The following is a 25,133-nucleotide window of genomic DNA, read 5'->3' on the forward strand; positions in this document are numbered from 1 at the left end:
TCTGGGTTAGTCGGATGCTATGACAGAGTAAACTGTTAATCTAATAGATTGGCTGTTTGCGCCGCGGTTATCGAGTACTCATCAGCAAGACGATAAGCTGAAGTCAGCTTAAAAACTCGGCTGACTCAGTGACTCATTTTGCGGCCCATTTAGTTAGTCACTTGGAAACTACCCACACCAAAATCAAAGGTCTTCGCCAAGCGATTCCAAGCATTAATTTGAATCACCACCAGTGTCAGCTCACTTATCTCTTTAGCCGAGAAATACCCCTTCAGCGCTTTTGTCGCCTCAACTAAACGGTTCTCTTTATGGGTCAGCCCTGCATGAGGTAGATCCGTCAGCGCTTCGGCCCAATTAAGGACAACTCGCTCTTTATCTGTGTAATAAGGCGCTTCACGCCAGATAGATAAGGAGGTCATTCTCTGGGCGGTTTCGCCTGCTGCCAGCGCTTCTTTAAAGTGCATATCGATACAATATGCACAGCCGTTGATTAGTGATACTCGGTAACGAATAAGCTCGAGTAGAGTGAGGTCAATACCACAACTGTTGACATGATTTTCGGTCTTTAGCATACAGCCCATCACGCCGCTAGCGATATCGCTACTGCCTAGGGCTGCGGTAATTGAAAGCTTTTGATTAGTTGCTTGAGTCATCTTATGTACCTTCTGGATAAAGTAAGTTAGTGGAACAACACCTATTATCCATAGCCACAAAAAAGCTGGAATCCCCATCAAAACTGCTTTACCTTTGCATAAAATGCAAAGATAGATTTGAGACTCACCATGCTAAATGCGATGCGGATCTTCATCAAAGTTGTTGAGCTAGGTAGCTTCTCCAAAGCCGCTAACGTACTCAATATGGCACCATCGAGCGTCGCACGAAATATCGATGCTCTAGAGCAGGACTTCAATGCCCTGCTGTTAAAGCGTAGCACCCGACAACTGCTACTCACCGAAGCCGGGGAGCAATTCTTAGAGGGCGCACGTAAGCTGGTTGATGATGAAGAGAGATTAAAGATATCGCTCTCAGAGCAAGATAAGCAGCCCGAAGGTACATTAAGGATTTCTGTATTCGAAGGTTTTGGTCGAGTCAAAATCTGCCCGATCCTGCCTAGGTTTCTAACCCAATATCCTAAGGTGAAGATTGAGATAGATCTCGACAATCGACTGGTTGACCTGCACTCGGAAAACGTCGATATCGCGATTCGTATTGGTAAGCCCGCCGACTCTAGCTTGCATGGCAGAATGTTGATGGCAAATCAGACTTCGCTCTGTGCTAGCGCCAACTATTTAAAACAGTTTGGGACGCCCAAGAAACCTGAAGATCTACAGCGACACAACTGCCTGCTACTGGACCGCGACCGACAGCGTACCCACTGGCATTTTCGTAAAGGAAAACAATACAAGAAGGTCCCAGTATCTGGCAACTTAACCTCAAGGGGTGGAACACCAATATTAGAAGCCGCCATACATCATGGCGGCATAGTGCAACTGTCGAGCTGGATGATGGATGACTTAATCCAAAAGGGTAACTTAGTCCGCTGCTTACCCGAATGGACGCCATCACTATCTGAACACTCGAGTGGCGATATCTACGCCCTGTACCGTGGAGGAAAACATATGCGCCCTGCCGTCCGTGCGTTTATCGACTACTTGGTGTTATCCCTCTAACGATATGGCCAGCATCCATGTCAATAACCATGGCCAATCGTCACTAAGAGGCCCATAACATACGCCACCAGATCCCCGGCAAGCTGGTAAAGCCTGTGGTATAGGACACAACCTTTCCCTCTTTGATTATCATCAAGGTCGGTGTGACATGTACCGACCAGTCGCGTGCGCTGCGATTATCGGCATCATTAATCACTGAAAAGTGATAACCATACTCCTGCATATATTCGCCAATTTCAGTATTAGAACCCGACGCTATCGCCACGCTCACCACCGGAAACGATGCCGAAATAGACTCAACTGACGGACTCACCGAGCGACAAACTGGGCACCATGTCCCCCAGAAATAAACCAAAACAGGCTCATTAGCACTCAAGCTGGAGACATCTATTTTCTCGCCACCGAGAGCCACGCCGCTAATGGCAGGAAAATTATCGACCTCTAAGTTTCGGCTGCGCCACTTGTCCATCACCCAAGCGACACTGCTCACCAAGACAAGCAAAATCAATAACTGCTTGAGCCAATAGCCAAGGCGTTGTTTAAATGTGGGCTGTTTTTCTGTCATCGCTGCCTTCATTACGCGCATCATATCGCGAATCTAAGATGAATATGTCATACCTATTAACAGAGTAAGACCGGAGAAATGACAAAATAGTTCATCACTCGCAGCAGAGCTTATCACTCACTGCGAGCCGCCCCTAACCTAACGTGCGCCTTAACTGCTTTGTCGCCTCAACTAAGTTAACTAACGCTGGCTCAACTTCATCCCATGTGCGGGTTTTAAGGCCACAGTCTGGATTCACCCACAGTTGCTCTACAGGGAGCTTGGTCGCGGCCTTTTGCATCAAGTCTAGGATCTCCTCCACCGTTGGCGTATTGGGTGAATGAATATCGTAAACCCCAGGCCCAATCTCGTTAGGGTAGTTAAAGTCTTCGAATGCATTAAGCAACTCCATCCTAGATCGCGAGGTCTCTATGGTGATCACATCGGCGTCCATCGCGCCAATCGCCGCAATGGTCTCATTAAACTCGCTGTAGCACATATGAGTGTGGATCTGCGTTTCGTTGTTGACCCCCGCTGCGCTGAGCTTAAACCCATTAACCGCCCAATTAAGATAATGCTGCCAATCACTCTTTTTCAGCGGCAATCCTTCTCGAAATGCTGGCTCGTCGATTTGAATGATCCCGATACCTGCATCTTGCAGCTCAACGACCTCATCACGAATGGCGAGCGCGATTTGAGTAGCGATCTGCTCACGGCTAATATCTTCGCGGGCAAATGACCAATGCAGGATAGTCACAGGTCCGGTGAGCATGCCTTTAACCGGTTTCTCGGTAAGGCTCTGCGCAAACTCGGCCCACTTGACCGTCATGGCAGTTGGTCGTGAAACATCACCATAAATTAGCGGCGGTTTAACGCAGCGGGAGCCATAACTTTGCACCCAACCAAACTGTGTGAACCCCACACCTTCAAGTTGTTCACCAAAGTACTCCACCATGTCATTACGCTCAGCTTCACCATGAACCAGAACATCAATATCCAGCTTTAATTGACGCTCAATCGTATCTTTAGTGACTTGTCGTAGCTGCTGATTATAGTGCTCTAAACTGATTTCACCCTTGCGCCATCGACTGCGTAAGCCACGAATGGCTGGCGTTTGTGGAAAACTGCCTATGGTCGTGGTGGGAAGTAAAGGCAGGCGATACCTAGCTCGTTGGGCGGCTTGTCTTACTGGGAAGGCATCATCACGCTGATAATCTCGCTCGGTTAGTGCCTCGACACGAGCAATCACCTGTTGATTCGCCGCCTCAGCACGAGCATCACGCCTTGCTTGGCATTCGAGCACAATCGCATTGGCCTCGGCTGAATTAGGCTCCGTGAGTAACAGTTTGAGCTTAGTGAGTTCAGCAAGCTTTTGTTTGGCAAAAGAGAGTTGCAGCTTAAGCTCTGGTGCAAGGTTGGTTTCTATCTCTAAGTCCACCGGGCTATGCAGTAAAGAGCAGGAGGGTGACAACCATAAGCGCTGCTTAAGATCCCCCGCGACACTCGATAACCCCTCGGCGAGCTCGTCAAGCTCTGCCGCCCACACGTTACGACCGTTAATCACGCCCGCCGATAACACTTGCTCTGCGCCTAAACTGGGGAGGAAAGTTTGTAACTGCTCCGGGGCCGTCACTAGGTCTAAATGCAGGCCTGCAACGGGTAAGTCGGCCACGAGATGATGATGGTGAGCGATGCTGCCGTAATAACTGGCTAGCAGTATCCTTACGTTACTGCGTGCAAGCTCACGGTAGGCTTGGCTAATCGCCGCTTGCCAATCTCCCTCTAACTCCAATGCCAAAACGGGTTCATCGAGTTGCACCCACTCGACCCCTTGGCTTACAAAACGCTGCAACAGCTTTTGGTACGCCTCAATCAATCTTGGCAGTAGGCTTAACTTATCAAATTCACTCTCAACCGCTTTAGACAGATACAGGAAAGAGACAGGCCCTAAGAGCACCGGCTTTGGCTGATAACCTAACCTCTGAGCTTCGCTCACTTCATCAAACAGCTGCTGATAACCTATGTCGAAACGCTGGTCTTCGGTGAGCTCGGGAACGATATAGTGATAATTTGTATTGAAAAACTTGGTCATCTCGGCGGCTGGTGCATCTTTGCCACTCGGTGCTCGGCCACGGCCGATACGAAAGAGAGTATCAAGATCCGTTGGCGTCTCTCCACGGTGACGCTTAGGGATCACATCCAGCGTCGCGCTCAAGGTCAACACCTGATCATAGAAAGCAAAGTCGCCAACAGGCAGTAACGTCACCCCAGCATCGGCCTGCCAACGCCAGTGTGTTTGACGTAATTCTCTCGATATATCAATAAGCTGAGCCTGATTTATCTCACCGCGCCAATACTTCTCTAGGGCAAACTTTAGCTCTCGTTGACGACCAATTCGTGGAAAACCCAAATTATTTAATTGCATATTGTATACCTTTTGATGTTAAGATGAGTAAAATTCAGAGTTAGCGCCCTTCTGAATGACATATAACGAAACATAGTAATGGGTGTCTGGACGTCTAGAAGTTTATTGTGATAGCCTTAGTATTCGCAATCGAAACGAATTCAAGCGCTACATGAGCGAATTTCATGTGAGGATAATATGATAGAGCTTAGACATTTACGTACGTTAGTTGCCCTAAAGGAAAGCGGCAGCCTCGCTGGGGCTGCAAAAAAACGCTTCGTCACTCAGTCGGCACTGTCGCATCAGATCAAGGAATTAGAGACCCGTATTAACTCAGCTATTTTTGTGCGTAAGAGCAAACCGCTCTCTTTCACACAAGAAGGCACGAGACTACTCAACCTTGCTGAAGATATTCTGCCAAAAGTGATCGAAACCGAATTTGATCTGAAAAGAGGCTTAGAGGATGGTGACAACCACCTAGGCGTGGGCATCGAATGTCACAGCTGTTTTCGCTGGTTAATGCCGGTGATGGAAGAGTTTAGGCAGCAATACCCTCAAGCCGATCTGGATCTCTCTAGCCGCCACCTATTCGACTCCATCAATGCCCTTGAGCAAGGTGAACTCGATGTGGTGCTAACGTCCGATCCCGTACCGGGTCAATCGATTGCCTACCAACATCTATTCGATTTTGAAGTGAGATTAGTGGTAGCCAGTGATCACCCTTTGGCGCAGCAGGAATACGTTACTCCTAAGCAGCTGGAAAACATGTCTATTTTAAGCTATCCAGTATCACTTGAGCGCTTAGATCTCTATCGTCACTTCTTAGAGCCTGCGGGCATACAAGCTGGGCCGCAAGTAAAATGCGATCTGACCATGATGTTACTACAGCGAATCGCCTGTAAAGATGGTATCGCCGCGCTACCAAGCTGGTCGATTAGCGAAGCCCATGGCTTAAGTCTAACCAGTGTAAAACTCGGGTCTGAAGGGCTCAAACGCCCACTGTTTGGTGCCTACCGTCGTAATGGTGCCAATGCACGCCTAGCTCAGCACTGGCTAGAGCTGGTGGCAAAAGAAGGTTTAGCAAAGCAGAGGCTGAACTAAACTAAATGAAGTGAAACAAAAAAGCCTGCAGATTTGCAGGCTTTTTTCTATGACATCCCTCGTTTTGAGATAGGTTGAATTTATGCAGCTCTAAGCAGTAAATTCTTCTTGGCCAACACGCCTCTTAGCACCAGACCGGGAGAATTAATGTTATGGGATTGGCGTAAGTTATGGGCCACCATAAACTCATCGCGTAGATCTTCATCTAAGCCTAGAGACTCGAACGCTTCAACGGTGAGCGTCAGCTGCTCATCTTCAATCACAGACTTGAGCACGCTTAACGGATAAGGCTCTTTAAGCTCAGCGTTGAGATAAGCAAATGCCGTAAGAGCGATGATCTCACCAAATACACTAAACAGCGCTAAGGTCTGCACTTCATCAGGGTTAATCTGTACATTGTCCATTTGATGAAGTTCATCGACAGCATCGACAGCAATCGACTCGGTTAATGTCCAATATCCCTGAACCAGCTTCTTATAAGGCTGCTCCAACTCATCTAGGCGCTCTTTCAAGTAAAAAGTAAACGCATAACGGTAGATATTGACCTGCCCTAATCGCACTAGGGCATCTTTTAATGAACGATTTTTTGTCGACTGAGGCGTCGCGTGATCTGCGCTGCTGCTACGCCATAACAGGTGAGCAGATAAGGCGGGGTCTGACGAGACGATGTCGATAACATTGCGGATGTCGCCGTCAGCGATGATAGCCTTCTTCAAAGGGATAAGGATCCCTCTACGACCTATTACCTGCTCTTCATTGCTGATAATGGCACGTACTTGAGTAAATACCTGCTGCTCAAGATCTGTCATGGGAAACGTTAAACCTTATTCTTCTAATAATGATCCGCAAACTACTTAACGCTCCTTACAGGAGACTACAAAAGCAGCTTGGTTTTATCTGAACCAACTCTGTATAAATTAACCCATAATTTAAGGCTAAAGGTCAAGCCATATACGCCATTACCTTATCAAGTTTCTAATGTTTTCGGCGTATTAATTTAACTAAGCCAAACAAAACTGTGATTAAGCCTACAAACTAGCCATAGAAATAGCCCTTTAACTCACGCACTATCAGTCAGGACAGTAACTATATCGCTTGGTAAATTGCCTTAGCGAGCTCCAAATAGCCGGCATCATTTAAGTGTATTGCGTCAGACTTTTTACTAGGGCTCTTCAACAGACTACTTAAGGTATCCTCTATTAAAACCAGCTGATACTCTTCGGCTAATTCGGCGTAAATGGGAGAGGGAGAGAGGAACAAACTCTTTTGTGGCACAGCCACCAATAACACAGGGATCTGCTTTGCCTGAGCCTGTTCAATCATATTAGCCAAGTTCGCTTTGGTCTTATCCTGTGGCTGATTGCGAAGAAAGTCATTGCCGCCTTCAAGTAAGATCAATAGCTCTGGATCATGGCGAGCCAACAATGCACCTAAGCGCTGCTTGCCCGCGGATGTGGTTTCCCCCGAGATCCCGGCATTTATCACCTCATAACCACTGATCCCCGCAAGCTGACTCGGGTAATCCTGCCCCTTGCTAGCCCCAACGCCGTAGGTCAGGCTATCGCCAAAGGCCAGCACCCGCGCATTTTCGGTTAACGGTGGAAGACTAGGTCCTGAACAAGCTTGCAGCAATAGACAAGGCACAATAACCAATAGGCGTAATAAGCCAACTGCACGACTATGGGAGAAAAACGGCTTCATGAGTCATCCTTATCGCTTAAAACTCAAATTGGTATTAGCCAAAATAACATAAAAAAAGCCAGACTCAAGGTCTGGCTTAACGTGTTAATCCATTAAGTTAAAATGCTTGATAGCTAACACTAAGAAACAGCTCTCGGCCTGGGCTAAAGTAGTTTTGATCCGAGATAATCTCTTCGTCAAACAGGTTGTTAGCTTTTAACCTTAGACTCCAAGCATCATCAATTTGGTAGCCAAGGCTTAGATCTAACTTATGGTAAGCCTCTAAGAACTGCTCACTACCGGCATAGCGTTTGCCCTGATAATGATAGTTAGCCAGTAGATCGAACTGCTGCCAAGTGTAGCTCAACATATAGTTAAACTCGTTTTCACTACGGCCAACAAGTTGCTCTCCGGTCTGGGTATTCTCAGCATCTAGATAGGTATAGCCAAGCTGATGGTCAAGCCCTAAAAGCTGGTAATGAGCCGACAGTTCTACGCCTGTGATCTTGGCTTCATTGATGTTAGCTGGCTTCCAAATATCCCAACCAAAGTCATCTTTTTCACCCGTTGGAGCCCAAGCGATCAAATTATCAATCTTATTTTGGAACACACTGATATAGGCGCGAACGGCTTGGCTATCAAAATGCAGAGTTAAGTCGTAACTTTCAGCGGTTTCCGAGATCAGATCCGGATTACCTGAATCAGGCCAGTACAGATCGTTAAAGGTTGGCGCTTTAAATGCTGTGCCCGTTGTCGCAGCGAGGCGCCATTGCTCATTAAACTGATAGGCTAGGCTGGCATTATAGGAAACTTCGCTATCGATGTTTTCCACGTCATCGTAACGCACAGCGACTTCGGCTAGCAGCTTACTCCACTGCTTTTGTACTAATGCATAGGCTGCGAAGATATCGCGCTGATCTTGAGCGTAATCGCCTTTTACCTGCTCGCTAGACCAATCGATGCCGCCAGTTAAGCTAAGATCATCGGCCGCTAAATACTGGTTACTCCAGTTAACTTGATCCCGCGTAGTTTCAAATTCTGCAATGGCAACGCTTGCATCGTCACCACGGAAGTTTTCGTTATAATCCCGAGACTGACTAAGGGCTAACTTACTGGTAAATTTGTCGTTGCTATACTGACCCGCAAGGTTCCACAGATAATTTTCATAGTCTGACTCATCGGCAGAACCCGATGCATAGATATCATCATATTGGGTATTGCCTTTATCGTACTGACCATTCCAAATCACTTGCCAATGCGAGCCGAGCTGCTGTGAACCTTTTAGTGAAAGTGCGTTGCGTTTATAACCGTCATCGTCATTTTCAACCTCGGCGCCATTATAAACATCGTAGCCATTGGACTGCTCATGGTTTAACGCGATAGTCGTGCTGCCATTTCCATGCTCCATACCCGCGCCAAATGAACCCCGAATATAGTCATCGGAGCCATATTCTGCACCCGCAAACCACTCTCCCCCTTTCAATTGACGAGTGAAGATCTGAATAACGCCGCCAATTGCATCGCTGCCCCAAACAGAGGCCCTAGGGCCTTTCAGCACTTCGATACGCTCGATATTCTCAGGCGAAAGCGTATTAAAACTCACAGTACCCAGTGTTGCCGAGCCGACTTTAACGCCATCAACCAGCACCAACACATGGTTTGAGTTACTGCCACGCACACTTATAGAGGTCGCCTGCCCCGCACCGCCATTACGCGATACGCTCACCCCTGGTAGGGTCTCCAAAACATCGGCAACAGATTTGGGGTTCAGACGCGCAATCTCTTCCCGTTCGATAGTATTGACTACCGTCAGCTGCTGCTCTGCTGTTCTATCGAAACGTGAACCCGTTACGGTGATCGTTTCATCAATGTTTGCCGAGGCGATATTGGTTTCTTCGGCCTGCGCCGAAAATGCAGATAAACTGATAAGACTGCTAACGAGCAGTGCGATTTTAGATGGTTGTGTTCCCATTTACCTTTGACTCCTAAAGGAAAACGGGGCAAAAACGTCACGGTGATACGCTCCAGATATGGAAAACTCCTCCATTAAGCCGGTTCGTTCAATTGCCGCATTTCGAGATCTGCCCGCCGAAATCATCGAAATCACTTTGTTGGCCGGTCTCCGGACTTAGGTTCTGTATTACTGAGTAATACGCGAGTACAAGCTTTACAACGCCTATCCATTAAGGCGCACTCGTCTCTCACCATTCACCGTTGCGGGGGCAGTGTCAGATTCTAACTGACTTCCCGATTATCCCTAATACCAATCAATATAAGAAGTGGATCGACTCAGCGAGCAAATCTCTATTCTGATTGGTATAGGTTACAGCTGTAACCTTAGGCACCAATAAAGTTGACTAAAATACTCATTTTTATTCAAGTGTATACTTGTTATCTCTCAGAGCGAAAAAGCATCATCTCTGAGAGTGCGCGCATTATAGACGTCTATACGGTTAAATGTCTAACTTAACCGCCAGAGAAGGCCACCTTTATAGATGAAAAAAGTTGACCTTCAACTTGAAAACTGGCGTGACACTGCTGCCTAGCATACAGCACATACAATGTAGTCAGATGATGGTGCTGGTATTAACTCGCTTGGCGAGCCTCAATACGGTTAAAGACCCCCTGCTCAATAAGCTTGCCAATCCAACACTAGCCTCCTTGTTTAACAAAGACTTATATTGCTATCACTCATTTAGTTTAAAAAACACCCAAAAAAGCACTTGCACAACAGGATTACATTTGTAATCTTAAATATAAATTACACTTGTAATCGAAGAGATAACCATGAAAGAGATCAGTAATGCCGAGCTATGTGTACTCAATATCCTTTGGCAATCATCACCGATTAGCGCCAGTGAAGTCATTGAACAACTGTCTCAGCGTAATGACTGGCATGAGAAAACGGTTAAGACACTGCTTAACCGCCTCGTTAAAAAACAGGCCATTGGTTTTGAAAAACAGGGGCGCTCCTACCTATACAGCCCACTCATCAACCAGAGTGAGTACCAGCTAAAAGAGAGCGAGTCCTTTATCGAGCGTCTATTCTCAGGCCGAATAGCCCCCTTGGTGGCGGGTTTCGCAAAACAAAATAAGCTCAGTGCCGAGGATGTCGATGAGCTACAACAACTGATTGATACTTGGAAGAAGGATAACAAGTCATGATGCTATGGATGGCGCAGCAGACTCTTTTACTCTCGTTAGTGTGTGGCGGCTTACTGCTAAGTCACCGCCTATTACAGCAATACCTTGGCGCCCATAGAACTTACCACCTGTGGCTTGCCGTGCCCACACTGCTTATCGGCTCCGCGGTCGTTGCGCTTATACCCTATGCACTTAGCGCCATTCACGTCGATCAATTGGCCCATTACAGCGTATTAGCAAGCAAGGCTATCGCCACGGTACAGACGACAAATTACGCCGAACTATTATTGTATATTTGGCTTTTGGGTATCACATTTATGGCCACTATGCTCGGCCTACAAGTTATCGGCTTAAGGCGATTGCTACGCACAGCAAGCCGAGTCCACAATGTCCACGCCCAGCTGCCCACATATCAACACCCTAAGGTGCAGTCTCCTATGCTGGTCGGCATCAGTAATGCCAAGATTTTATTGCCGACAAACTTTAAAAATCTGTCGCTAGATGAACAAGTCGCAATCATTAACCATGAGCAATACCACCATCAACGCCGAGACTTAATCAGTAACCTACTGGCTTACTGCATCCTCAGCACCTTTTGGTTTAACCCCTTATGCTGGCTGGCTTATCGACGCTTTAGGGACGATCAAGAGTTATCTTGTGATGCCCATGTCACCCAGTCATTAACTAAACCGCAAAAAATCAGCTATAGCCAGGTGCTTTTAGCTTACTCGCAGCAAGCTCACCACGGCTTGCTACACACTCACTATGGAAATAAACAGATCCTCAAGGAACGTATTATGCAGATGAAAACCTCACAAAAAGGTCAAAGTGGCTTAGCGATTATCGCCCTCACACTCTCTCTTGGTTTAAGCGGCCTACTCTTAAATCAGCAGGTTCAGGCGGGCGCGCATGAACATGAAGCCGTTCACCCTGTAATTCGAATTGAACCTAAGTATCCAGTTCAAGCCGTTAAAGCGAATCAAAATGGTTTTGTTCAGTTAAAGTTTGATATCAACCCAAGCGGCGTAGTGAATAATGTCAGCGTGATAAAGTCATCACCCGAAGCTGTGTTTGATGAGTCTGCAATCAACGCACTTGAGCAGTGGCGCTATAAAGAATCAACCAAAGGACAAAAGGGCGCGAAAGTACAGCTAGACTTTATGATTGAACCACCAGCGACCGATGTCGAGCGTATTAAAGTGACGCCTTAACGCTTTACTCGGGTGAAAGCTAACTTTAACAAAGCATAAAGTTAGCTTTCATATGTCTCTATTTAGCGTTAGATTGCATCGACATCTCGTCGACTAAGCGATAAACCGTATAGGTGGTCGACTTAAAGTTATCCGACCAATCCTCTAGAAGCTCTTCAGCCTTCTCTTCACTTTTCATGTGCTTGGCTAATGCCTGAGCAAAAGTTTGCTCGGGTGGCGTCATTTCAGCGTAGTTGCGATAGGGGATCACTAAACTTAAACCGCCCTTTCCACCGATCTTTTGCCCCCATGCCCATGAATATGGCCATTTCATCGCTTTGGCGCTGTCGCTCAGTTGTTTTTTTACCGCTGTAACTTCTTTCCATTGCCCCATCTTGACGCGATAATCCGTCACTGCAAAATAGCGGTAACCCTCTTCCTCAGGCCAATGGCTATTGGCAAAGTCGATCCGAGAATAGAAGTGCTCATAACGGGCAACATACTGATCCACATTGGCGTACCAATTTTCGAGGATCTTATTATCTGCCTGCCATTTTTGATAGGCGTCGACATCCTTCCATTTTGTGCAGCAGTAACGGACAATATAGCGGTCCATTCCGGTTCCTATTGCTGGGCGGTAGACTTTCCAGTCTCTGCTGTCAGCTTTATCAATGCGAAATTGAACGTGCTTTTTAAAGGCAGCCTCAAATTGTGCCTCCTGACCTGCATTTGGCGTCATGACCCAAACATCAGCTAGTGCATCGGGCTTAACCTCGGCGGCTTGCAGTGTTAGCGTCAGACTCAACAAGATAGCTAGGCTGAGGCCTAAGCCTTTTAGAATAGAGTTTTTCATTACATCAATCCTTTTCAGTGAGTGATGCCGTTCTGGTTTACAGCAAACCAATCAAAACAAAAAGCAATCAAAAAGAATATGGGATGTTGTAAATAGAAAGGCGTAACAAAGCCTAGCAAGAATTGAGCAGTTCTGCGGGACTAAGGCCAAAAAGCGAATGCACTGCATCCGCTTTTTGTTAACGATTAAAGCTGAGCTAACGCCGATCTCAACTTATCTTCCAGCTCAGGGTTGCGAAGCGCCTGCGTCTCCATATCGAAATTATCGAAAAAGCTTGGAATAGACAGCGTTGCTTTTACATCGGCAGCAAAGTAAGGCGCAGAGCCCTCTGCCGCAGCTAAGACGGTGGCGGCACCACCAGGTCCTGGAGACGTTGCCAGCAGTACCATCGGCTTGTTCTGGAACACTTTCATATCGATGCGTGATGTCCAATCAAACAAGTTTTTATAGGCCGCCGTATAAGAACCATTATGCTCAGCAAAAGAGATAATAATGGCATCAGCCTCACCTATTTTAGCGAAAAACTTTTGTGCCAGCTCAGGGTGACCTAGCTCCTCTTCTCTATCTTGGCTATAGATAGGCATCTCATATTGATTAATATCGAGGATTTCAACATCTGCACCATCCACTAATGAAGCGGCATAAGTGGCAAGCTGCTTGTTAATTGACTTAGTACTGCTGCTGGCGGCAAAGGCTAATAGTTTCATAATTGGGCTCTCTTATGTCTGTCACTGCAGGCTATGCCTACAAAAGTATTTGATTCAGTTACCGCTACCATTAATGTGAAGATTAACTTTTGAGCGACAACCCGATGAAGAGCAGTGTATATTAGTTACTGATGGTTATTAATAACTTCAAAAGACAATGACTATTTCCATATAACTCTTAATCGGGCGCTTGATGTGATGATGAATAAACTGTTTGACGGTATCGTGATTTTTACACAGGTGGTTAAGAGTGGTGGTTTCTCGGCGGCTGCAGAGGTGCTAGGGCACTCCACCTCTTATGTGAGTAAAGAGGTCAATAAGCTAGAGGCACGGCTCGGAGTGCGGCTACTCAACCGTACCACCCGCTCTATCGGCTTAACCCCTGAGGGGGAGGCTTATTACCAGCAGTGTCTACAACTGATAAGCGATGCAGAGTTAGCTGTCGGCTTAATCACCCAACATGATGTTAGCCCCCACGGAGTATTGAAGATCAGCTGCCCCGTTGGTTTTGCCCAAAATCATCTTAAGCCCGTGATCTCTGAGTATCTGCAGCGTTACCCTAATGTCAGCCTAGATTTAGATTTAAGTGATAAGCGTACCGACGTTATCGCCGATGGTTACGACTTAGCGATTAGGGCATCGGCGCAACTCGAAGAATCGAGCCTCATCTGCCGTAAGATCTATAGCTGTAAAGCCTATACTGTGGCTTCAAAAGAGTACATTTCACGCCACGGAAAGCCTCATCATCCCAGAGAGCTAGATACCCATAACGGGATCTGTTACTCCAACCATAAACAGCCTAGCAAGTGGGACTATATAGACTATGACGGTAAGCATTTCACGGTTAATATTCGCCCAAAGATCCTCTGCAACAATGGTCACATGCAGCTGAGCATGGCTCTGGCGGGTCACGGCATAACCCGCTTACCGAGTTTCTACATGCAGGGGGCACTCGATAACGACCAGCTTGAGATCTTATTTGACCAGTTTCCCTGTGCCGACATCGATGTATTTGTGGTTTATCCAAGCCGCAAACATCTGTCGCCTAAAGTCAGGGCCTTTATCGATCTGGCTGCCGAGCGCTTATCAGCTAGCGATATAAAGGGAGGAGATAAATAGCTAGAAGTGTTAACCTTTATGGCTAATTTTTAAATGTATTACTTTAAAGTTAATGGCTGAGGAACTTATAATTAATCAGCCTTCTTCCCCCCATGGCAAAGTCACATTTAGCCAAGGCGCATTCTTTGGGGATCAAACAACTTAGGTGAATTGTGTGCTAAAGAAAATTCTTACAATGACCAGCTCAACCCAGATGTTAGTGGCTATGTTTGTCGGCTTTGGTGTCGGCCTGTTTTTCGGCGAATCCGTTAGCTGGATGGGCACCATTGGTACGAGTGTCATTTTGCTGATGCAGATGACGGTACTGCCCTATATCGTGGTATCGCTGGTTGGTGGTATCGGCAAACTACAAAAGAGTACCGCTAAGCTTATCTTCAGTCGCGCAGGCCTTATCATGTTACTGCTCTGGCTGTTAGCCATCGTCATGATCGCCTTAATGCCACTGTCTTTCCCCGTTATCGAATCCGCCTCCTTCTTTAGTACTAGCAGTATCGAGCCCGTTACCCCTATCGATTACTTTAAGCTATATATTCCCTCGAATCCTTTTGAGTCGATGGCCGATGGTTATGTACCAGCTATGGTGGTATTTAGTATCGCCATGGGACTGGCGCTGATTGGCATGCAGGGAGAAAATAAACAGCAAATACTGACCTTTATGCACACCAGCTCCGAGATCTTCTCGCGCATCACTCAGGGGCTAGTCAAAATTCTCCCTATCGGTATTTTTGCCATGTCGGCCTCGGCTGCAGGTACCATGGGCGTCGATGAATTTGCCAGCATGCAGGTTTACCTGATCAGCTATTTTGTACTGTGTTTACTGCTAACCTTCTGGGTGCTGCCATGGATTGTCGCCTCGCTAACGCCGATCACCTTTGCTCAGGCGCTACGAATTTCCAAATCCAGCCTAGTCACCGCCTTTGCCACGGGTAACATCTTCATTGTTATCCCAGTGATTGTCGAAGAGTGTAAGCAGGTTATGCGCGAGCACGATGATCTCTGTGAAGACGGTGCCACCTTGATTGAGATTTTGGTACCGATCGCCTTTACCTTCCCCAATATCGGTAAGCTCACGGTTATCATGTTTGTCTATTTTGCCGGCTGGTTTAACGGCACCCCTGTGGATGTCGCCAGCATTCCCTCACTGTCGATAAGTGGCTTGTTGGCGCTATTTGGCAGCGTGTATGTGGCGATTCCCTTTATGCTGGACCTAGTTAAACTGCCCGCCGATCTGTTCCAGCTGTTTGTGATGTCTGGCTTTATCACAGGCAAATTTAACTCCATCGCCGCAGTGATGAACCTGTTTGTGCTCACTTTGCTAACCGCTTCGCTATTTCAAAAATCACTCAAGCTGCGTCCGCCACAACTGCTCAAGATGGGCATAGGAATAGGGGCCAGCGTATTAGTAACCTTGATTGTTTGTCGCGTGGGCATGGGGATGTTTATTCACAGTCCTGAGATCACCAGCGGCGTGATAGCCAATATGCAGGTGGCCGACAAGGTGCCGACCAAAGTTAATCGCCAGTTCCCTGTGCTTGGACAAACACCGACGACACCGATCCGTGGCGTACAGGCCATCAGAGATGCAGGCACCCTCAGGGTCGGCTATATCCCCAGTAACGTGCCCTTTAGTTACTACAATAATGCGGGTAATCTCGTCGGCTTCGATACCGCGATGGCCACAAAACTTGCCGAAGACTTAAAGGTGAAAATCGAATTTATTCCCTTTAGAAAAGACCAGCTAGCCGCATCGCTGAAGGCCGGTTTCTTCGATATTGCCATGTCCGGCCTCGCCATGGATATCGAGCAGATGGACGCCCTGAGCTACGCCAATCCCATCCTCGAACTCAACCTTGCTATCGCCACTCGAGATCACCTAGTCAACGACTTTAAGAGCAACGAGAAAATTAAAGAGATGCGCAACATGACTATCGCCTATGTTGAACATAGCGATGCCATTGAGGAGGCCAAGCGTTTCGCCCCTAATCTGAAGTTCGTCAAAATAGAGGGCTACAAAGACTTCTTTAGACAGAAGAAGCACAAATACGATGCGGTAGTGATTAGCGCCCAAGCAGGTTCGGCTTGGACCCTGTTCTTCCCAGGTTACGGCATTGCCATACTGGAAAATAACTCCCATTACCCGGTCGCCTATGCCGTGGCACAATCGAACCAGTCGCTGCTTAACTACATCAATAACTGGCAGCGCTTACGTAAGGTCGATGGCACTCAAGAAGGCATTTACGATTATTGGATGCTAGGTAAAGGCGCAGAAAAGGTGCAGCCGCGCTGGTCAGTCATTCGTGATGTGCTGCACTGGGTGGATTAAGCTCCTAGTCGTTAAAACTATGGCCTGAGAGCGTTTAAAAGCCCTTAATCTGTAGTAGAGGGCTTTCTATCTTAAGCTGTCGACTCCGGCGTCGGCGTCGACAGCCGCTTAATCTCACTCTCTCTTAGGTAACGCCACTTCCCCACATCAACATCTAACCTTAGCTTACCTATTTGCTCTCGATGTAACCCATTGACACGATTGCCCACGGCGGCAAACATCCGCTTCACCTGATGGTATTTACCCTCGGTGATGGTCAATCGCACCTCTTTTTCCGTCACAAGCTCCAGCTTAGCAGGTAGGGTTAGCGTCTTTTCATTTTGTAATTGCAGCCCATGTGCAAACCTCGCAATCATCTCTGCAGCATTCTCAATAATGGGGTCACGCAGAGTCACGCGGTAAGTTTTCTCACACTGTTTGTCGGGGCGGATAATATCGAATGACCAACGGCCGTCATCGGTCAGTAACACTAAGCCCGTGGTATCGGCATCGAGTCGACCAACAATGTGCAGGTCCTCTACTCTTTCAATATCGATGTAGCGAAACAGACTTGGATAGTCACCATCGACATTAGAGCTGAGAGTATGAATAGGCTTATGCAGCATGATATAGCGTGACGGCCTTGCGACTAACCGCCGCCCTTGGTAGAGCACCTCATTGCTTTCATGTACCTGAAAGCGCACATCGGTAATGCTCTCGCCGTTAACGCTAATTTCACCACGCTCGATGCACTCACTCGCCTGACGACGGTTAAGCTCGGTACTCTTGCAGATAAATTTATCTAAACGCATATCTCTTTCTAATCGCTTCTCGCTATGGCTAAATTATCCCAAGTAGCAAAAATTGCACAAGCGTTCTTTTCTATAACCGTATTTATCGCGGTTCAGCTGTTAAGCGGGCGCGATTTCAGGCACAATACCCGGCTAAGAAAAGGCATAAAAAAGCCTATTTACTTTGTCGTAAACGCTTAGGAACCCACAATGACGCAGATCACCCTACTTACCCCTGACGATTGGCACTTACATTTTCGCGATGGCGATATGTTACAAGAGACCGTTCCTGCAACGGCGCGCCTGTTCCAACGTGCGATTGTGATGCCTAACCTTTTACCACCTGTTACCGATGCGAAGATGGTAACAGAGTATCGTGAGCGTATTTTGGCGGCGCGACCAGCGGGCTCGACTTTTGAACCGCTAATGACTATCTTCTTGACCAACAACACCACAGAGCAAGACATCATCGATGCCAAAGCCGCTGGCGTTGTTGCAGCAAAACTTTATCCAGCGGGTGCAACGACGAACTCTGACGCCGCGGTTAAAGCCCTAGATGCGCTATTCCCAGTATTTGAAGCGATGGCAAAACACGGTATGCTGCTACTGGTTCACGGTGAAGTTACAGAATCCCATATCGATATCTTCGACCGCGAAGCCATCTTTATCGAGCGCTATCTTGCGCGCATCGTTGCCGCCTTCCCAACGTTAAAAGTGGTATTTGAGCATATCACCACTAAAGACGCTGCTGAGTTTGTCATGAAAGCTGCAGACAATGTGGCGGCAACCATTACCCCACAGCATTTATTGCTAAACCGCAATGATCTACTTGTTGGTGGCGTGCGCCCACATAACTTCTGTTTGCCCGTGCTTAAACGTAGCACCCATCAAGAGGCGCTTCGCGCAGCGGTTGCGACAGGTTCGAGTAAGTTCTTCTTAGGTACCGACTCTGCGCCACACGAGAAACACCGTAAAGAATCGGCTTGTGGCTGTGCGGGTTGTTACAGCGCATGGAGCGCGTTAGAGCTATACGCACAGGTATTTGATGACTTAGGTGCGCTAGATAAGCTTGAAGGCTTTGCCAGTAAGCATGGGTCAGACTTTTACGGCCTGCCGCGCAACACCAGCACTGTTACCTTAGTTAAAGAAAAGTGGACGGTACCGAGCGAGATCATTTTGCCAAACGGTAACCCTATTGTGCCTTTCTTTGCCGGTGAAGAAGTGAACTGGAAAGTCAAAACAGCTTAAGCCTTTAAGCTAAAATAGTTTAAGAAGCCCGCTAATGCGGGCTTCTTTTATGGGAAATTGCAAAGCTATTCACGCCCTAGCGCATCACCTAATGGCTCAAAGTAATTAATCAACGCATCGAAGATCTGCGCTCTATGCTCTAGTGTTGGGTAACCACCAGCATCAAATAGTGGTGACTTTAAGGTTTCATCAACCAAATAAGGGTTAGTGATGTCGGCATACGACTCGATACATGACTCAAACGCCCGCGCCATTAACTCGGTTGGCCGAGAAAAATACTGGCTGTTATGTTGTTTATCCAACGCGATTGCTCGATTGACATAATCATGACCATCTTCACCGTTTTCATTGAGCAATGCCACTTCAAAAACTCGCTCTAAGCGCTGATTAAGTGGATGCTTTATTGGTTTCACATCAGTAAGCCAACTGTGGCTGGCAAACGAGATCCCGTTAGGCGAAGTATGAAAAGATTTAGGGGCAATATAGTGATCAAACGCGTGCCAAAACTCATGTGCCAATGCGCCTGCACCCGCATTTTTAGCTAAGGCTAATTCACGTTTATGTGGCGCATAATGGGCTTGCACGCCTTTTTGGCCGCCACTGCCAAAGGCAAGGTTTAAGGTTTCCCTTAGTCCCAGCACCTTGGGAGGAAGTTTTAAGATAAAAGCCAAGTCGGCTAAGGAGTCGAAAATCAGATTAGCAGCCTTATCACGCTCCTCATCCTCGACCCACTTACCCAAGCGAATATGACCTAGGCCGAATACCTGTTTAATATCGACAAAAGTCACCTGCTCGTCGAAGCGGTAATCGGGGCCTATACGTTTATAACTGCGGCTTTTTAACACTTATCGGTTTCCAGCAAAGACGGTTATGGCTTTAAGAGTCACCATTATAAAGCAAGCCATGGCGACACACGAATGGCTATAACGGCGTCACTTTAGCTTAACGCTAGCCTAAAGGACGCCATAAACGATATAATCGCGCCCATAGTTTCAGACCATATAGGCCTTAAGATGGCACGCACCGCAGCCGCATTACACATTTTGGTTAAACACCAAACACTTGCCGAAGACATTATCAAGCAGCTCAATAAAGGGGCTAAGTTTGACGTACTCGCCAAGAAGCACTCCACCTGTCCATCGGGTAAGAAAGGCGGCAGCTTGGGTGAATTTAAGAAAGGCCAGATGGTGCCACAGTTTGACAAAGTCTGCTTCACTGGTGAGTTAATAACACCGCACTTGGTTAAGACTAAGTTCGGCTGGCATGTTATTAAGATCCTCTACAGGACCTAGGTTTTAGGGTGCTGCGCTTTAATGAAGGCTCAAGATCCTAGGACGCTTCGCTACGAGAACGGGCTTCGCCCTGCTAGGAAAAGCAAAACATAACGCGCTGTATCTCTTTTTGCTTTTCCTGCTTGTACCGTCTTCGCTTTTCCTAGCACCTGCATTTCCTATCTTTTCCGTAAGCGTAGCGTTCCGTAGTGACGCAGTCACGTTCCTAAGGCCGCAGGCCGTTCGGCTCTTACCGTCTTAGCTTTAAAAGAAGGACCTAGGTTTTAGGGTGCTGCGCTTTAATGAAGGCTCAAGATCCTAGGACGCTTCGCTACGAGAACGGGCTTCGCCCTGCTAGGAAAAGCAAAACATAACGCGCTGTATCTCTTTTTGCTTTTCCTACTTGTACCGTCTTCGCTTTTCCTAGCACCTGCATTTCCTATCTTTTCCGTAAGCGCAGCGTTCCGTAGTGACACAGTCACATTCCTAAGGCGCAGGCCGTTCATCTTAGCTCTTCCTAGAACCTGCTCTTCCTAGAACCTGCCTTTCCCGTCTTAGCTCTTCCTAGGACCTAGGAACTATCTTTACTGTTTAAGCCGATAAAGATTGCCGCTATCGGTGCTAAAATAGATGTCCCCTTGTGGCGACACTTCAATGTCTCGAATTCGCTCGCCAAGCTCCGACATTATTCGCTGCTCTGCAACCGCTTTGCCTGCGTCATTGATGGTCACCACATTGATGTGGGTCAGCTTAAGCGCACCAGCAAGCAACTTGCCATTGAGCTCTGGGAATTTATCACCGCGATACAGCACTAAACTGCCTGGAGCGATAGAGGGAACATACACCTTAACGGGCGGCTCAATCCCCTCCTTTAACTTGCCTTCGCCAACACTCATCGGTCCCCAATACTCCTTGCCGTGAGAGGTAACAGGCCAGCCATAATTAGCACCACGCTTAATTAAGTTAATCTCATCACCGCCGCGGGGGCCATGCTCGATTGACCAGAGCTTCTGGCTTTGAGCATCGAAGAATAAGCCTTGGGGGTTGCGATGACCATAGCTCCAAATCTCATCGAGCACAGCTTCATTGCCCACAAAAGGGTTATCGCTTGGCGTACTACCATCAGGCTTTAAACGTAGAATGCTGCCCGCATGGGTCAAGGTATCTTGGCCATTATCGCGTACTCCGCGATCGCCTATTGAGAAATAGAGGCTATTGTTATCGAAGGCAATTCGACTGCCGAAATGCCGCCCCGTATCGGTTCGCGAAGCAGAGATAAACAGATCTTGCCAATCAGAAAGCTTGCCATCTTTATAGCTCGCTTGAGCAAGTGTGGTAGCGCCTTCCCCGTTAACGTCTTTGCTGTAAGTCAGATAAATTTTATTTGCTTCAAAAGGAGATAGAGCAATATCCAATAAACCACCTTGCCCCTGAGCCCAAACATTAGCAGGCTTAAGCAAGGTCTCATGTTTTCCTGTTTTAAGATCAAGCTGTTTAATTACGCCATCTCTTTGACTGATAAGCATAGTATTGTCGTCAACATAGGTAAGCCCCCAAGGTATATGGAGCCCACTTGCCACCTTGACCGCTTCCATTGCCTGAACATTACTCACTGCCAATAAGGTCAACATCAGCACGCTTATTCGTTGGATTATTTTTATCGACATACCTGTCCTCATGCTCAATTAAGCTCTAGGTTATAAAACCAGCATAAAGCAGTCTATTTAAGAATCAAACCAATCATTTTCTGCTTTCCTAACACTAAGCTTTGCTATTCCTGTGACGGGCTAAAGCCCGACCTACAAAGTCGAGTTTCGGCCAGCTTCACTGTCTTAACTTGTATCATCTCAGCTCTAATCGTTTCAGCTCTAATCGTCTTAGCTTGTATCGTCTTAGCTTGTATCGTCTTAGCTCTAATCGCCTTAGCTCTAATCGTCTTAGCTTGTATCATCTCAGCTCTAATCATCTCAGCTCTAATCGTCCAAGCTTGTATCGTCTTAGCTCTAACCGCCATAGATAAAAAAACGCCTTGCAACATTAGTCACAAGGCGTTCGATTTTCTATCGACTAGCGATTAGTAGCAAACTCGATTAACGAATTGCCGAGATCAGGTAATCGATGACCGCTGTTTCAGGTGTCGACTTATGCTTAAGCTCAAATAACGGCACCGGACGCTCTAACATATTACGCTCAACCATTTCGTTTAAAATTGGCAAGTCGAGAGTGCCCGCCTTACCTGCTAATAAATTATCTAACGATGTGGTTTTACTTAAGTTAACGATATCTCTAAAGCCCTTGAGATAGAGGAAGTCTTTAGTTAAACCGCCGCCACGATAAACGCGAGTGGTTAAGGTAAAGGCTTGTTCTGTGGTTTGACCGTATTCACGCTTAAGCGTTTCAAAAGTCATCGAGAAATCACGCTGCTCTAACATCAAGTTCACCGCGATTACACGTAGCGCCAGAATCTTTAAGCGATTCAACGTCAAGTTGCCCGAGCAATACTCACTATAGATCGCCACACCTTCTTGAGTGTGGGTGTTACCCACTAAACCAAGAGACAACACTCTTAGCTTTTGGCGGCGAGCGTTAACAGTGGTGAGCATATGCACGCCCAGTTCATGGTAGGCAAAGGCGACTAACTCTTTGCTGGTAAACATGGCGTCTTTATTGATTAATAAGCTGCCGCGCTCATTGTTTACCATCGCCTTCGCTACAATACGTGTCGATTTTTCAACCTTACACTTAAGGCCCCACTCATCGGCCTGCTTTTGGAATGACTTCACCGCATAAGCAGAATCATAAATCGCTTCATCGTCATCCCCCTCGATATCTGGTGCTCGCAACAAAAACTCGGCATTGGCGATATCTTCTTTATCTGGCTGGCCGTAGTATTTAAGCGAGTTATAGACAAATTCGTCTGTGCCAATTGAGCATAGAAGATCAATCTTGGTCGCCAAATTATCGATCACATGGCGATACAGCAGCTGAATATCGGCATCCATAATATTGGCCACAGGCAGCTTATATAACTCCTCGCGGAACTGATATGGATTTAGGTTTAGTTGCTTGTAGCTAAACTCTGGCGCCGCAGCACCTTTACGCGCCAAGAACTTTTTACGCTCACTGGCAATATTGATCGGGTTGATATATTTCAGTGTGGCAACGTTACTGGCAAGCTTAAATAGGCTCTTATCCAGCGACAGTATTTCACGTGGTAAGGTTGACGATAGCAGGTCAACATTTCTTACCGACTTACGTTTACCAAAACGGCGCATAAAGTAAGCCGCAGTCTCAGAGATCGCTTGCTTAACACCCGCCTTAAGCTCTTCTAAAACCAATGGGTACAACTCGCCCGTGGCTTCATCCATGAAGACTTTTTTCACTTCAAGTGGTAACACTAACGTGTGGTCAAAGTTCGCGTTCACATGGGCAATAAGATAACCACGCCCCTGGAAGACTTCGTCTCTTGCGGCGCGTACATCAAGATTTGGCAGCTCAATCTTGCTTAACTGCTTCTCAAAATTCTGGCAAGTCGTGCCCCAACGTTCGATATCTATCTGACTGGAACCAATATTAAAGGTCGGTGTATCGCCTTCAATTTTCTGGTAATTATATGAGTGTACGTCAAATACGATGCTGTTTTTAAATTGCTTTTCTAAACGTGCAACCAGTGCACTCAGCACATTATAGAAAGACTGATGTTTAGCATGGCTTTCATTACGCTGCTTAATGGTTAATGGTTTTTGCCAAGCAGTCTTATAATTGGTTGAATGGGACTTTGGCCGATTCAAATCATATTCAAAACGTGAGTCATTACCAATCAACACGATCGGGAAAGATGACAGCATATCTGCCGTGTAGGGCGCCTCGGCGTATAGACGTTCTTCGGCCGTTAATCGACAATTGTTTGCCAGCTCATCACGTAAATTGTGGCCGTTATGGATAGCGGTACACACAAACGGAGAATATTCATCAATCTTTACCGTAAATGCCCCCCCTTCTACTTCGCCATGGAAGCATTCACCTTTATTAATTAACGCTATACACTCTTTTTCAGATAACCTGAGCATCTTCAATCGCCTTTCTAAATTCAGTCTTTCTTGTGCTCAACGCTTCTTTCGCATCGATAACACCTTCAATAAAATCAATAACTTTTCTCTGAAGCTTAACGTTATTTAACTTGTTAATACGCATGATGCCACCTGGGGCTTGTACGTTCACCTCGATCAACTTTCCGTTGATAACGTCTATGCCGACAAAGAACAAACCATCACGCACAAGCTTAGGTCCAATTTGCTTACATAGGGCTTTTTCTCTCTTGGTCAGCACATGCTTAACCACACTACCACCAGCATGAATGTTCGAGCGGACCTCGCCCGGTGCAGGCACTCGCTTCATGGCACCAATCGGCTCGCCATTAAGCATGAGAATACGTATATCCCCCTCATCAGCACCTTCGACATATTCTTGTAAAATAACGTAATTTGCGCCTTTTCCACTGTTGATGTAGAACTGCAACAGCGAGTGGAAACTCTTCTGCGCCGCTTTCTCGACAAGAATAACGCCCTGGCCACCGAAACCATCTAAGGGTTTCATTATCATCTTATCGGTCTTAGACTCACGCAGTACTTGCTCTAAATACTCGGGTGTCTTAGATACATGGGTGACCGGAATAAAGGTATTATCAGGATCATCAAATGAGGCGGTGTACAGCTTGTTATTGGCGATCCGCAGTCCATCGATATCGTTCATGATGAACACTTGATCGCGCACCGAATCGAGGAAGTTAAGTGCAATCGGGTCGAGCGGTGGGCTCGCGCGCATAAAGATGCTGTCAAATCCTGCTAACGGCAACTGCACCTTTTTAAACTCAGCCCTCTTATAGAAAGAGACGATGTTATTTGGCGTAGGCAGCTCTTTATTGAATACTTGGCAAAATGCACTCGCTTCAGAGTCGCGCATGGTTAAATTACTTGTAGTCGCAAGCGCAACGGTATGTCCCCTAACAACACACTCATGGATTAACCTCAGCGTGGTGTCGGTTTCAGGCACGATAGTAGACCATGGGTACATCAAAAATAGAATATTCATAGGGATCTCTTTATAAAA

The 25,133-nt window shown here is 46.9% G+C and carries 21 protein-coding genes and 1 riboswitch; of the genes, 8 read left to right on the plus strand and 13 right to left on the minus strand.

Annotation, left to right across the window (positions count from 1 at the left end; all coding sequences use genetic code 11):
• Positions 1-149: 149 nt before the first annotated feature.
• A complete protein-coding gene (locus tag L1D44_RS12270) occupies positions 150-653 on the minus strand; it encodes a carboxymuconolactone decarboxylase family protein (protein WP_239891011.1) in 504 nt (167 codons plus the stop codon).
• Between the two features lie 129 nt (positions 654-782).
• Here L1D44_RS12270 and L1D44_RS12275 point away from each other — a divergent pair, with 129 nt between their 5' ends.
• Positions 783-1,670 (plus strand): LysR family transcriptional regulator, encoded by an 888-nt coding sequence (locus L1D44_RS12275; protein WP_239891013.1) that lies wholly within the window; start codon positions 783-785, stop codon positions 1,668-1,670.
• 43 nt (positions 1,671-1,713) lie between these two features.
• Here L1D44_RS12275 and L1D44_RS12280 read toward each other — a convergent pair whose 3' ends face one another.
• Both L1D44_RS12280 and metE read right to left on the minus strand, forming a co-directional pair.
• Positions 1,714-2,235, minus strand: a complete 522-nt coding sequence (locus tag L1D44_RS12280) for a protein disulfide oxidoreductase (protein ID WP_239891015.1) — start codon at positions 2,233-2,235, stop codon at positions 1,714-1,716.
• Positions 2,236-2,368: 133 nt separating this feature from the next.
• Entirely contained in the window at positions 2,369-4,639 is a 2,271-nt protein-coding gene (gene metE, locus L1D44_RS12285; RefSeq protein WP_239891017.1) for a 5-methyltetrahydropteroyltriglutamate--homocysteine S-methyltransferase, read from the minus strand.
• A gap of 177 nt (positions 4,640-4,816) precedes the next feature.
• Here metE and L1D44_RS12290 point away from each other — a divergent pair, with 177 nt between their 5' ends.
• Complete coding sequence (locus L1D44_RS12290) at positions 4,817-5,719, plus strand: LysR family transcriptional regulator (RefSeq protein ID WP_239891020.1); 903 nt, start codon at positions 4,817-4,819, stop codon at positions 5,717-5,719.
• A gap of 80 nt (positions 5,720-5,799) precedes the next feature.
• On the opposite strand, the gene L1D44_RS12295 is transcribed toward L1D44_RS12290, so the two are convergent.
• The 3 genes from L1D44_RS12295 to L1D44_RS12305 all read right to left on the minus strand — a co-directional run bounded on the left by L1D44_RS12295 (position 5,800) and on the right by L1D44_RS12305 (position 9,371).
• The gene (locus tag L1D44_RS12295; RefSeq protein ID WP_239891022.1) at positions 5,800-6,528 is read right to left on the minus strand and encodes an HDOD domain-containing protein; all 729 of its coding nucleotides are present in this window, start codon (positions 6,526-6,528) and stop codon (positions 5,800-5,802) included.
• 277 nt (positions 6,529-6,805) lie between these two features.
• Positions 6,806-7,420, minus strand: a complete 615-nt coding sequence (locus L1D44_RS12300) for an arylesterase (protein ID WP_239891024.1) — start codon at positions 7,418-7,420, stop codon at positions 6,806-6,808.
• A 97-nt stretch (positions 7,421-7,517) separates the two neighbouring features.
• On the minus strand, positions 7,518-9,371 hold the full coding sequence (locus tag L1D44_RS12305; protein WP_239891026.1) for a TonB-dependent receptor: 1,854 nt from the start codon (positions 9,369-9,371) through the stop codon (positions 7,518-7,520).
• A 123-nt stretch (positions 9,372-9,494) separates the two neighbouring features.
• Positions 9,495-9,682, minus strand: a riboswitch (cobalamin riboswitch).
• A gap of 504 nt (positions 9,683-10,186) precedes the next feature.
• On the opposite strand from L1D44_RS12305, the gene L1D44_RS12310 reads away from it, so the two are divergent.
• Together L1D44_RS12310 and L1D44_RS12315 are read left to right on the plus strand one after the other, a co-directional pair.
• Positions 10,187-10,564: a BlaI/MecI/CopY family transcriptional regulator gene (locus L1D44_RS12310; RefSeq protein ID WP_239891027.1), complete on the plus strand. Its 378-nt coding sequence runs from the start codon at positions 10,187-10,189 to the stop codon at positions 10,562-10,564.
• Positions 10,561-11,754 (plus strand): M56 family metallopeptidase, encoded by a 1,194-nt coding sequence (locus L1D44_RS12315; protein WP_239891029.1) that lies wholly within the window; start codon positions 10,561-10,563, stop codon positions 11,752-11,754. Before L1D44_RS12310 ends, L1D44_RS12315 begins: the two co-directional genes overlap by 4 nt.
• Positions 11,755-11,812: 58 nt before the next feature.
• On the opposite strand, the gene L1D44_RS12320 is transcribed toward L1D44_RS12315, so the two are convergent.
• Both L1D44_RS12320 and L1D44_RS12325 read right to left on the minus strand, forming a co-directional pair.
• Complete coding sequence (locus L1D44_RS12320) at positions 11,813-12,586, minus strand: hypothetical protein (protein WP_239891031.1); 774 nt, start codon at positions 12,584-12,586, stop codon at positions 11,813-11,815.
• A gap of 185 nt (positions 12,587-12,771) precedes the next feature.
• Positions 12,772-13,293: an NAD(P)H-dependent oxidoreductase gene (locus L1D44_RS12325; protein ID WP_239891033.1), complete on the minus strand. Its 522-nt coding sequence runs from the start codon at positions 13,291-13,293 to the stop codon at positions 12,772-12,774.
• Between the two features lie 201 nt (positions 13,294-13,494).
• On the opposite strand from L1D44_RS12325, the gene L1D44_RS12330 reads away from it, so the two are divergent.
• Both L1D44_RS12330 and L1D44_RS12335 read left to right on the plus strand, forming a co-directional pair.
• Positions 13,495-14,412, plus strand: a complete 918-nt coding sequence (locus tag L1D44_RS12330; protein WP_239891076.1) for a LysR family transcriptional regulator — start codon at positions 13,495-13,497, stop codon at positions 14,410-14,412.
• Positions 14,413-14,587: 175 nt separating this feature from the next.
• Positions 14,588-16,735: a cation:dicarboxylase symporter family transporter gene (locus L1D44_RS12335; protein WP_239891035.1), complete on the plus strand. Its 2,148-nt coding sequence runs from the start codon at positions 14,588-14,590 to the stop codon at positions 16,733-16,735.
• Positions 16,736-16,806: 71 nt separating this feature from the next.
• Here L1D44_RS12335 and L1D44_RS12340 read toward each other — a convergent pair whose 3' ends face one another.
• Complete coding sequence (locus L1D44_RS12340; protein WP_239891037.1) at positions 16,807-17,526, minus strand: pseudouridine synthase; 720 nt, start codon at positions 17,524-17,526, stop codon at positions 16,807-16,809.
• Positions 17,527-17,715: 189 nt separating this feature from the next.
• On the opposite strand from L1D44_RS12340, the gene pyrC reads away from it, so the two are divergent.
• Positions 17,716-18,753, plus strand: coding sequence for a dihydroorotase (pyrC, locus tag L1D44_RS12345; RefSeq protein WP_239891039.1), 1,038 nt, complete (start codon positions 17,716-17,718; stop codon positions 18,751-18,753).
• Positions 18,754-18,818: 65 nt separating this feature from the next.
• Here pyrC and L1D44_RS12350 read toward each other — a convergent pair whose 3' ends face one another.
• Positions 18,819-19,598, minus strand: coding sequence for a CLCA_X family protein (locus L1D44_RS12350; protein ID WP_239891041.1), 780 nt, complete (start codon positions 19,596-19,598; stop codon positions 18,819-18,821).
• A gap of 168 nt (positions 19,599-19,766) precedes the next feature.
• On the opposite strand from L1D44_RS12350, the gene ppiC reads away from it, so the two are divergent.
• The gene (gene ppiC, locus L1D44_RS12355) at positions 19,767-20,045 is read left to right on the plus strand and encodes a peptidylprolyl isomerase PpiC (RefSeq protein ID WP_202722546.1); all 279 of its coding nucleotides are present in this window, start codon (positions 19,767-19,769) and stop codon (positions 20,043-20,045) included.
• A gap of 563 nt (positions 20,046-20,608) precedes the next feature.
• Here the strand turns inward: ppiC and L1D44_RS12360 are convergent.
• The 3 genes from L1D44_RS12360 to L1D44_RS12370 form a co-directional block, all read right to left on the minus strand.
• Entirely contained in the window at positions 20,609-21,691 is a 1,083-nt protein-coding gene (locus L1D44_RS12360; RefSeq protein WP_239891043.1) for a PQQ-dependent sugar dehydrogenase, read from the minus strand.
• A gap of 423 nt (positions 21,692-22,114) precedes the next feature.
• Complete coding sequence (locus L1D44_RS12365; protein WP_239891045.1) at positions 22,115-24,094, minus strand: flavohemoglobin expression-modulating QEGLA motif protein; 1,980 nt, start codon at positions 24,092-24,094, stop codon at positions 22,115-22,117.
• The gene (locus L1D44_RS12370) at positions 24,078-25,115 is read right to left on the minus strand and encodes a glutathione synthase (RefSeq protein WP_239891047.1); all 1,038 of its coding nucleotides are present in this window, start codon (positions 25,113-25,115) and stop codon (positions 24,078-24,080) included. Before L1D44_RS12370 ends, L1D44_RS12365 begins: the two co-directional genes overlap by 17 nt.
• Positions 25,116-25,133: the final 18 nt, after the last annotated feature.

Source organism: Shewanella sp. Isolate13 (genome assembly GCF_022398325.1).
In the GTDB taxonomy this organism is placed as follows: domain Bacteria; phylum Pseudomonadota; class Gammaproteobacteria; order Enterobacterales; family Shewanellaceae; genus Shewanella.

What these genes read in the sequence shown, in the direction of transcription:
- L1D44_RS12335 (WP_239891035.1), top strand. Translation starts at nt 14,588, where the DNA reads ATGACCAGCTCAACCCAGATGTTAGTGGCTATGTTTGTCGGCTTTGGT.
- L1D44_RS12340 (WP_239891037.1), bottom strand. Translation starts at nt 17,526, where the DNA reads ATGCGTTTAGATAAATTTATCTGCAAGAGTACCGAGCTTAACCGTCGT.
- L1D44_RS12280 (WP_239891015.1), bottom strand. Translation starts at nt 2,235, where the DNA reads ATGACAGAAAAACAGCCCACATTTAAACAACGCCTTGGCTATTGGCTC.
- L1D44_RS12270 (WP_239891011.1), bottom strand. Translation starts at nt 653, where the DNA reads ATGACTCAAGCAACTAATCAAAAGCTTTCAATTACCGCAGCCCTAGGC.
- L1D44_RS12330 (WP_239891076.1), top strand. Translation starts at nt 13,495, where the DNA reads ATGAATAAACTGTTTGACGGTATCGTGATTTTTACACAGGTGGTTAAG.
- L1D44_RS12305 (WP_239891026.1), bottom strand. Translation starts at nt 9,371, where the DNA reads ATGGGAACACAACCATCTAAAATCGCACTGCTCGTTAGCAGTCTTATC.
- L1D44_RS12370 (WP_239891047.1), bottom strand. Translation starts at nt 25,115, where the DNA reads ATGAATATTCTATTTTTGATGTACCCATGGTCTACTATCGTGCCTGAA.
- L1D44_RS12290 (WP_239891020.1), top strand. Translation starts at nt 4,817, where the DNA reads ATGATAGAGCTTAGACATTTACGTACGTTAGTTGCCCTAAAGGAAAGC.
- ppiC (WP_202722546.1), top strand. Translation starts at nt 19,767, where the DNA reads ATGGCACGCACCGCAGCCGCATTACACATTTTGGTTAAACACCAAACA.
- L1D44_RS12320 (WP_239891031.1), bottom strand. Translation starts at nt 12,586, where the DNA reads ATGAAAAACTCTATTCTAAAAGGCTTAGGCCTCAGCCTAGCTATCTTG.
- L1D44_RS12295 (WP_239891022.1), bottom strand. Translation starts at nt 6,528, where the DNA reads ATGACAGATCTTGAGCAGCAGGTATTTACTCAAGTACGTGCCATTATC.
- L1D44_RS12365 (WP_239891045.1), bottom strand. Translation starts at nt 24,094, where the DNA reads ATGCTCAGGTTATCTGAAAAAGAGTGTATAGCGTTAATTAATAAAGGT.
- L1D44_RS12315 (WP_239891029.1), top strand. Translation starts at nt 10,561, where the DNA reads ATGATGCTATGGATGGCGCAGCAGACTCTTTTACTCTCGTTAGTGTGT.
- L1D44_RS12300 (WP_239891024.1), bottom strand. Translation starts at nt 7,420, where the DNA reads ATGAAGCCGTTTTTCTCCCATAGTCGTGCAGTTGGCTTATTACGCCTA.
- pyrC (WP_239891039.1), top strand. Translation starts at nt 17,716, where the DNA reads ATGACGCAGATCACCCTACTTACCCCTGACGATTGGCACTTACATTTT.
- L1D44_RS12275 (WP_239891013.1), top strand. Translation starts at nt 783, where the DNA reads ATGCTAAATGCGATGCGGATCTTCATCAAAGTTGTTGAGCTAGGTAGC.
- L1D44_RS12325 (WP_239891033.1), bottom strand. Translation starts at nt 13,293, where the DNA reads ATGAAACTATTAGCCTTTGCCGCCAGCAGCAGTACTAAGTCAATTAAC.
- L1D44_RS12360 (WP_239891043.1), bottom strand. Translation starts at nt 21,691, where the DNA reads ATGTCGATAAAAATAATCCAACGAATAAGCGTGCTGATGTTGACCTTA.
- metE (WP_239891017.1), bottom strand. Translation starts at nt 4,639, where the DNA reads ATGCAATTAAATAATTTGGGTTTTCCACGAATTGGTCGTCAACGAGAG.
- L1D44_RS12310 (WP_239891027.1), top strand. Translation starts at nt 10,187, where the DNA reads ATGAAAGAGATCAGTAATGCCGAGCTATGTGTACTCAATATCCTTTGG.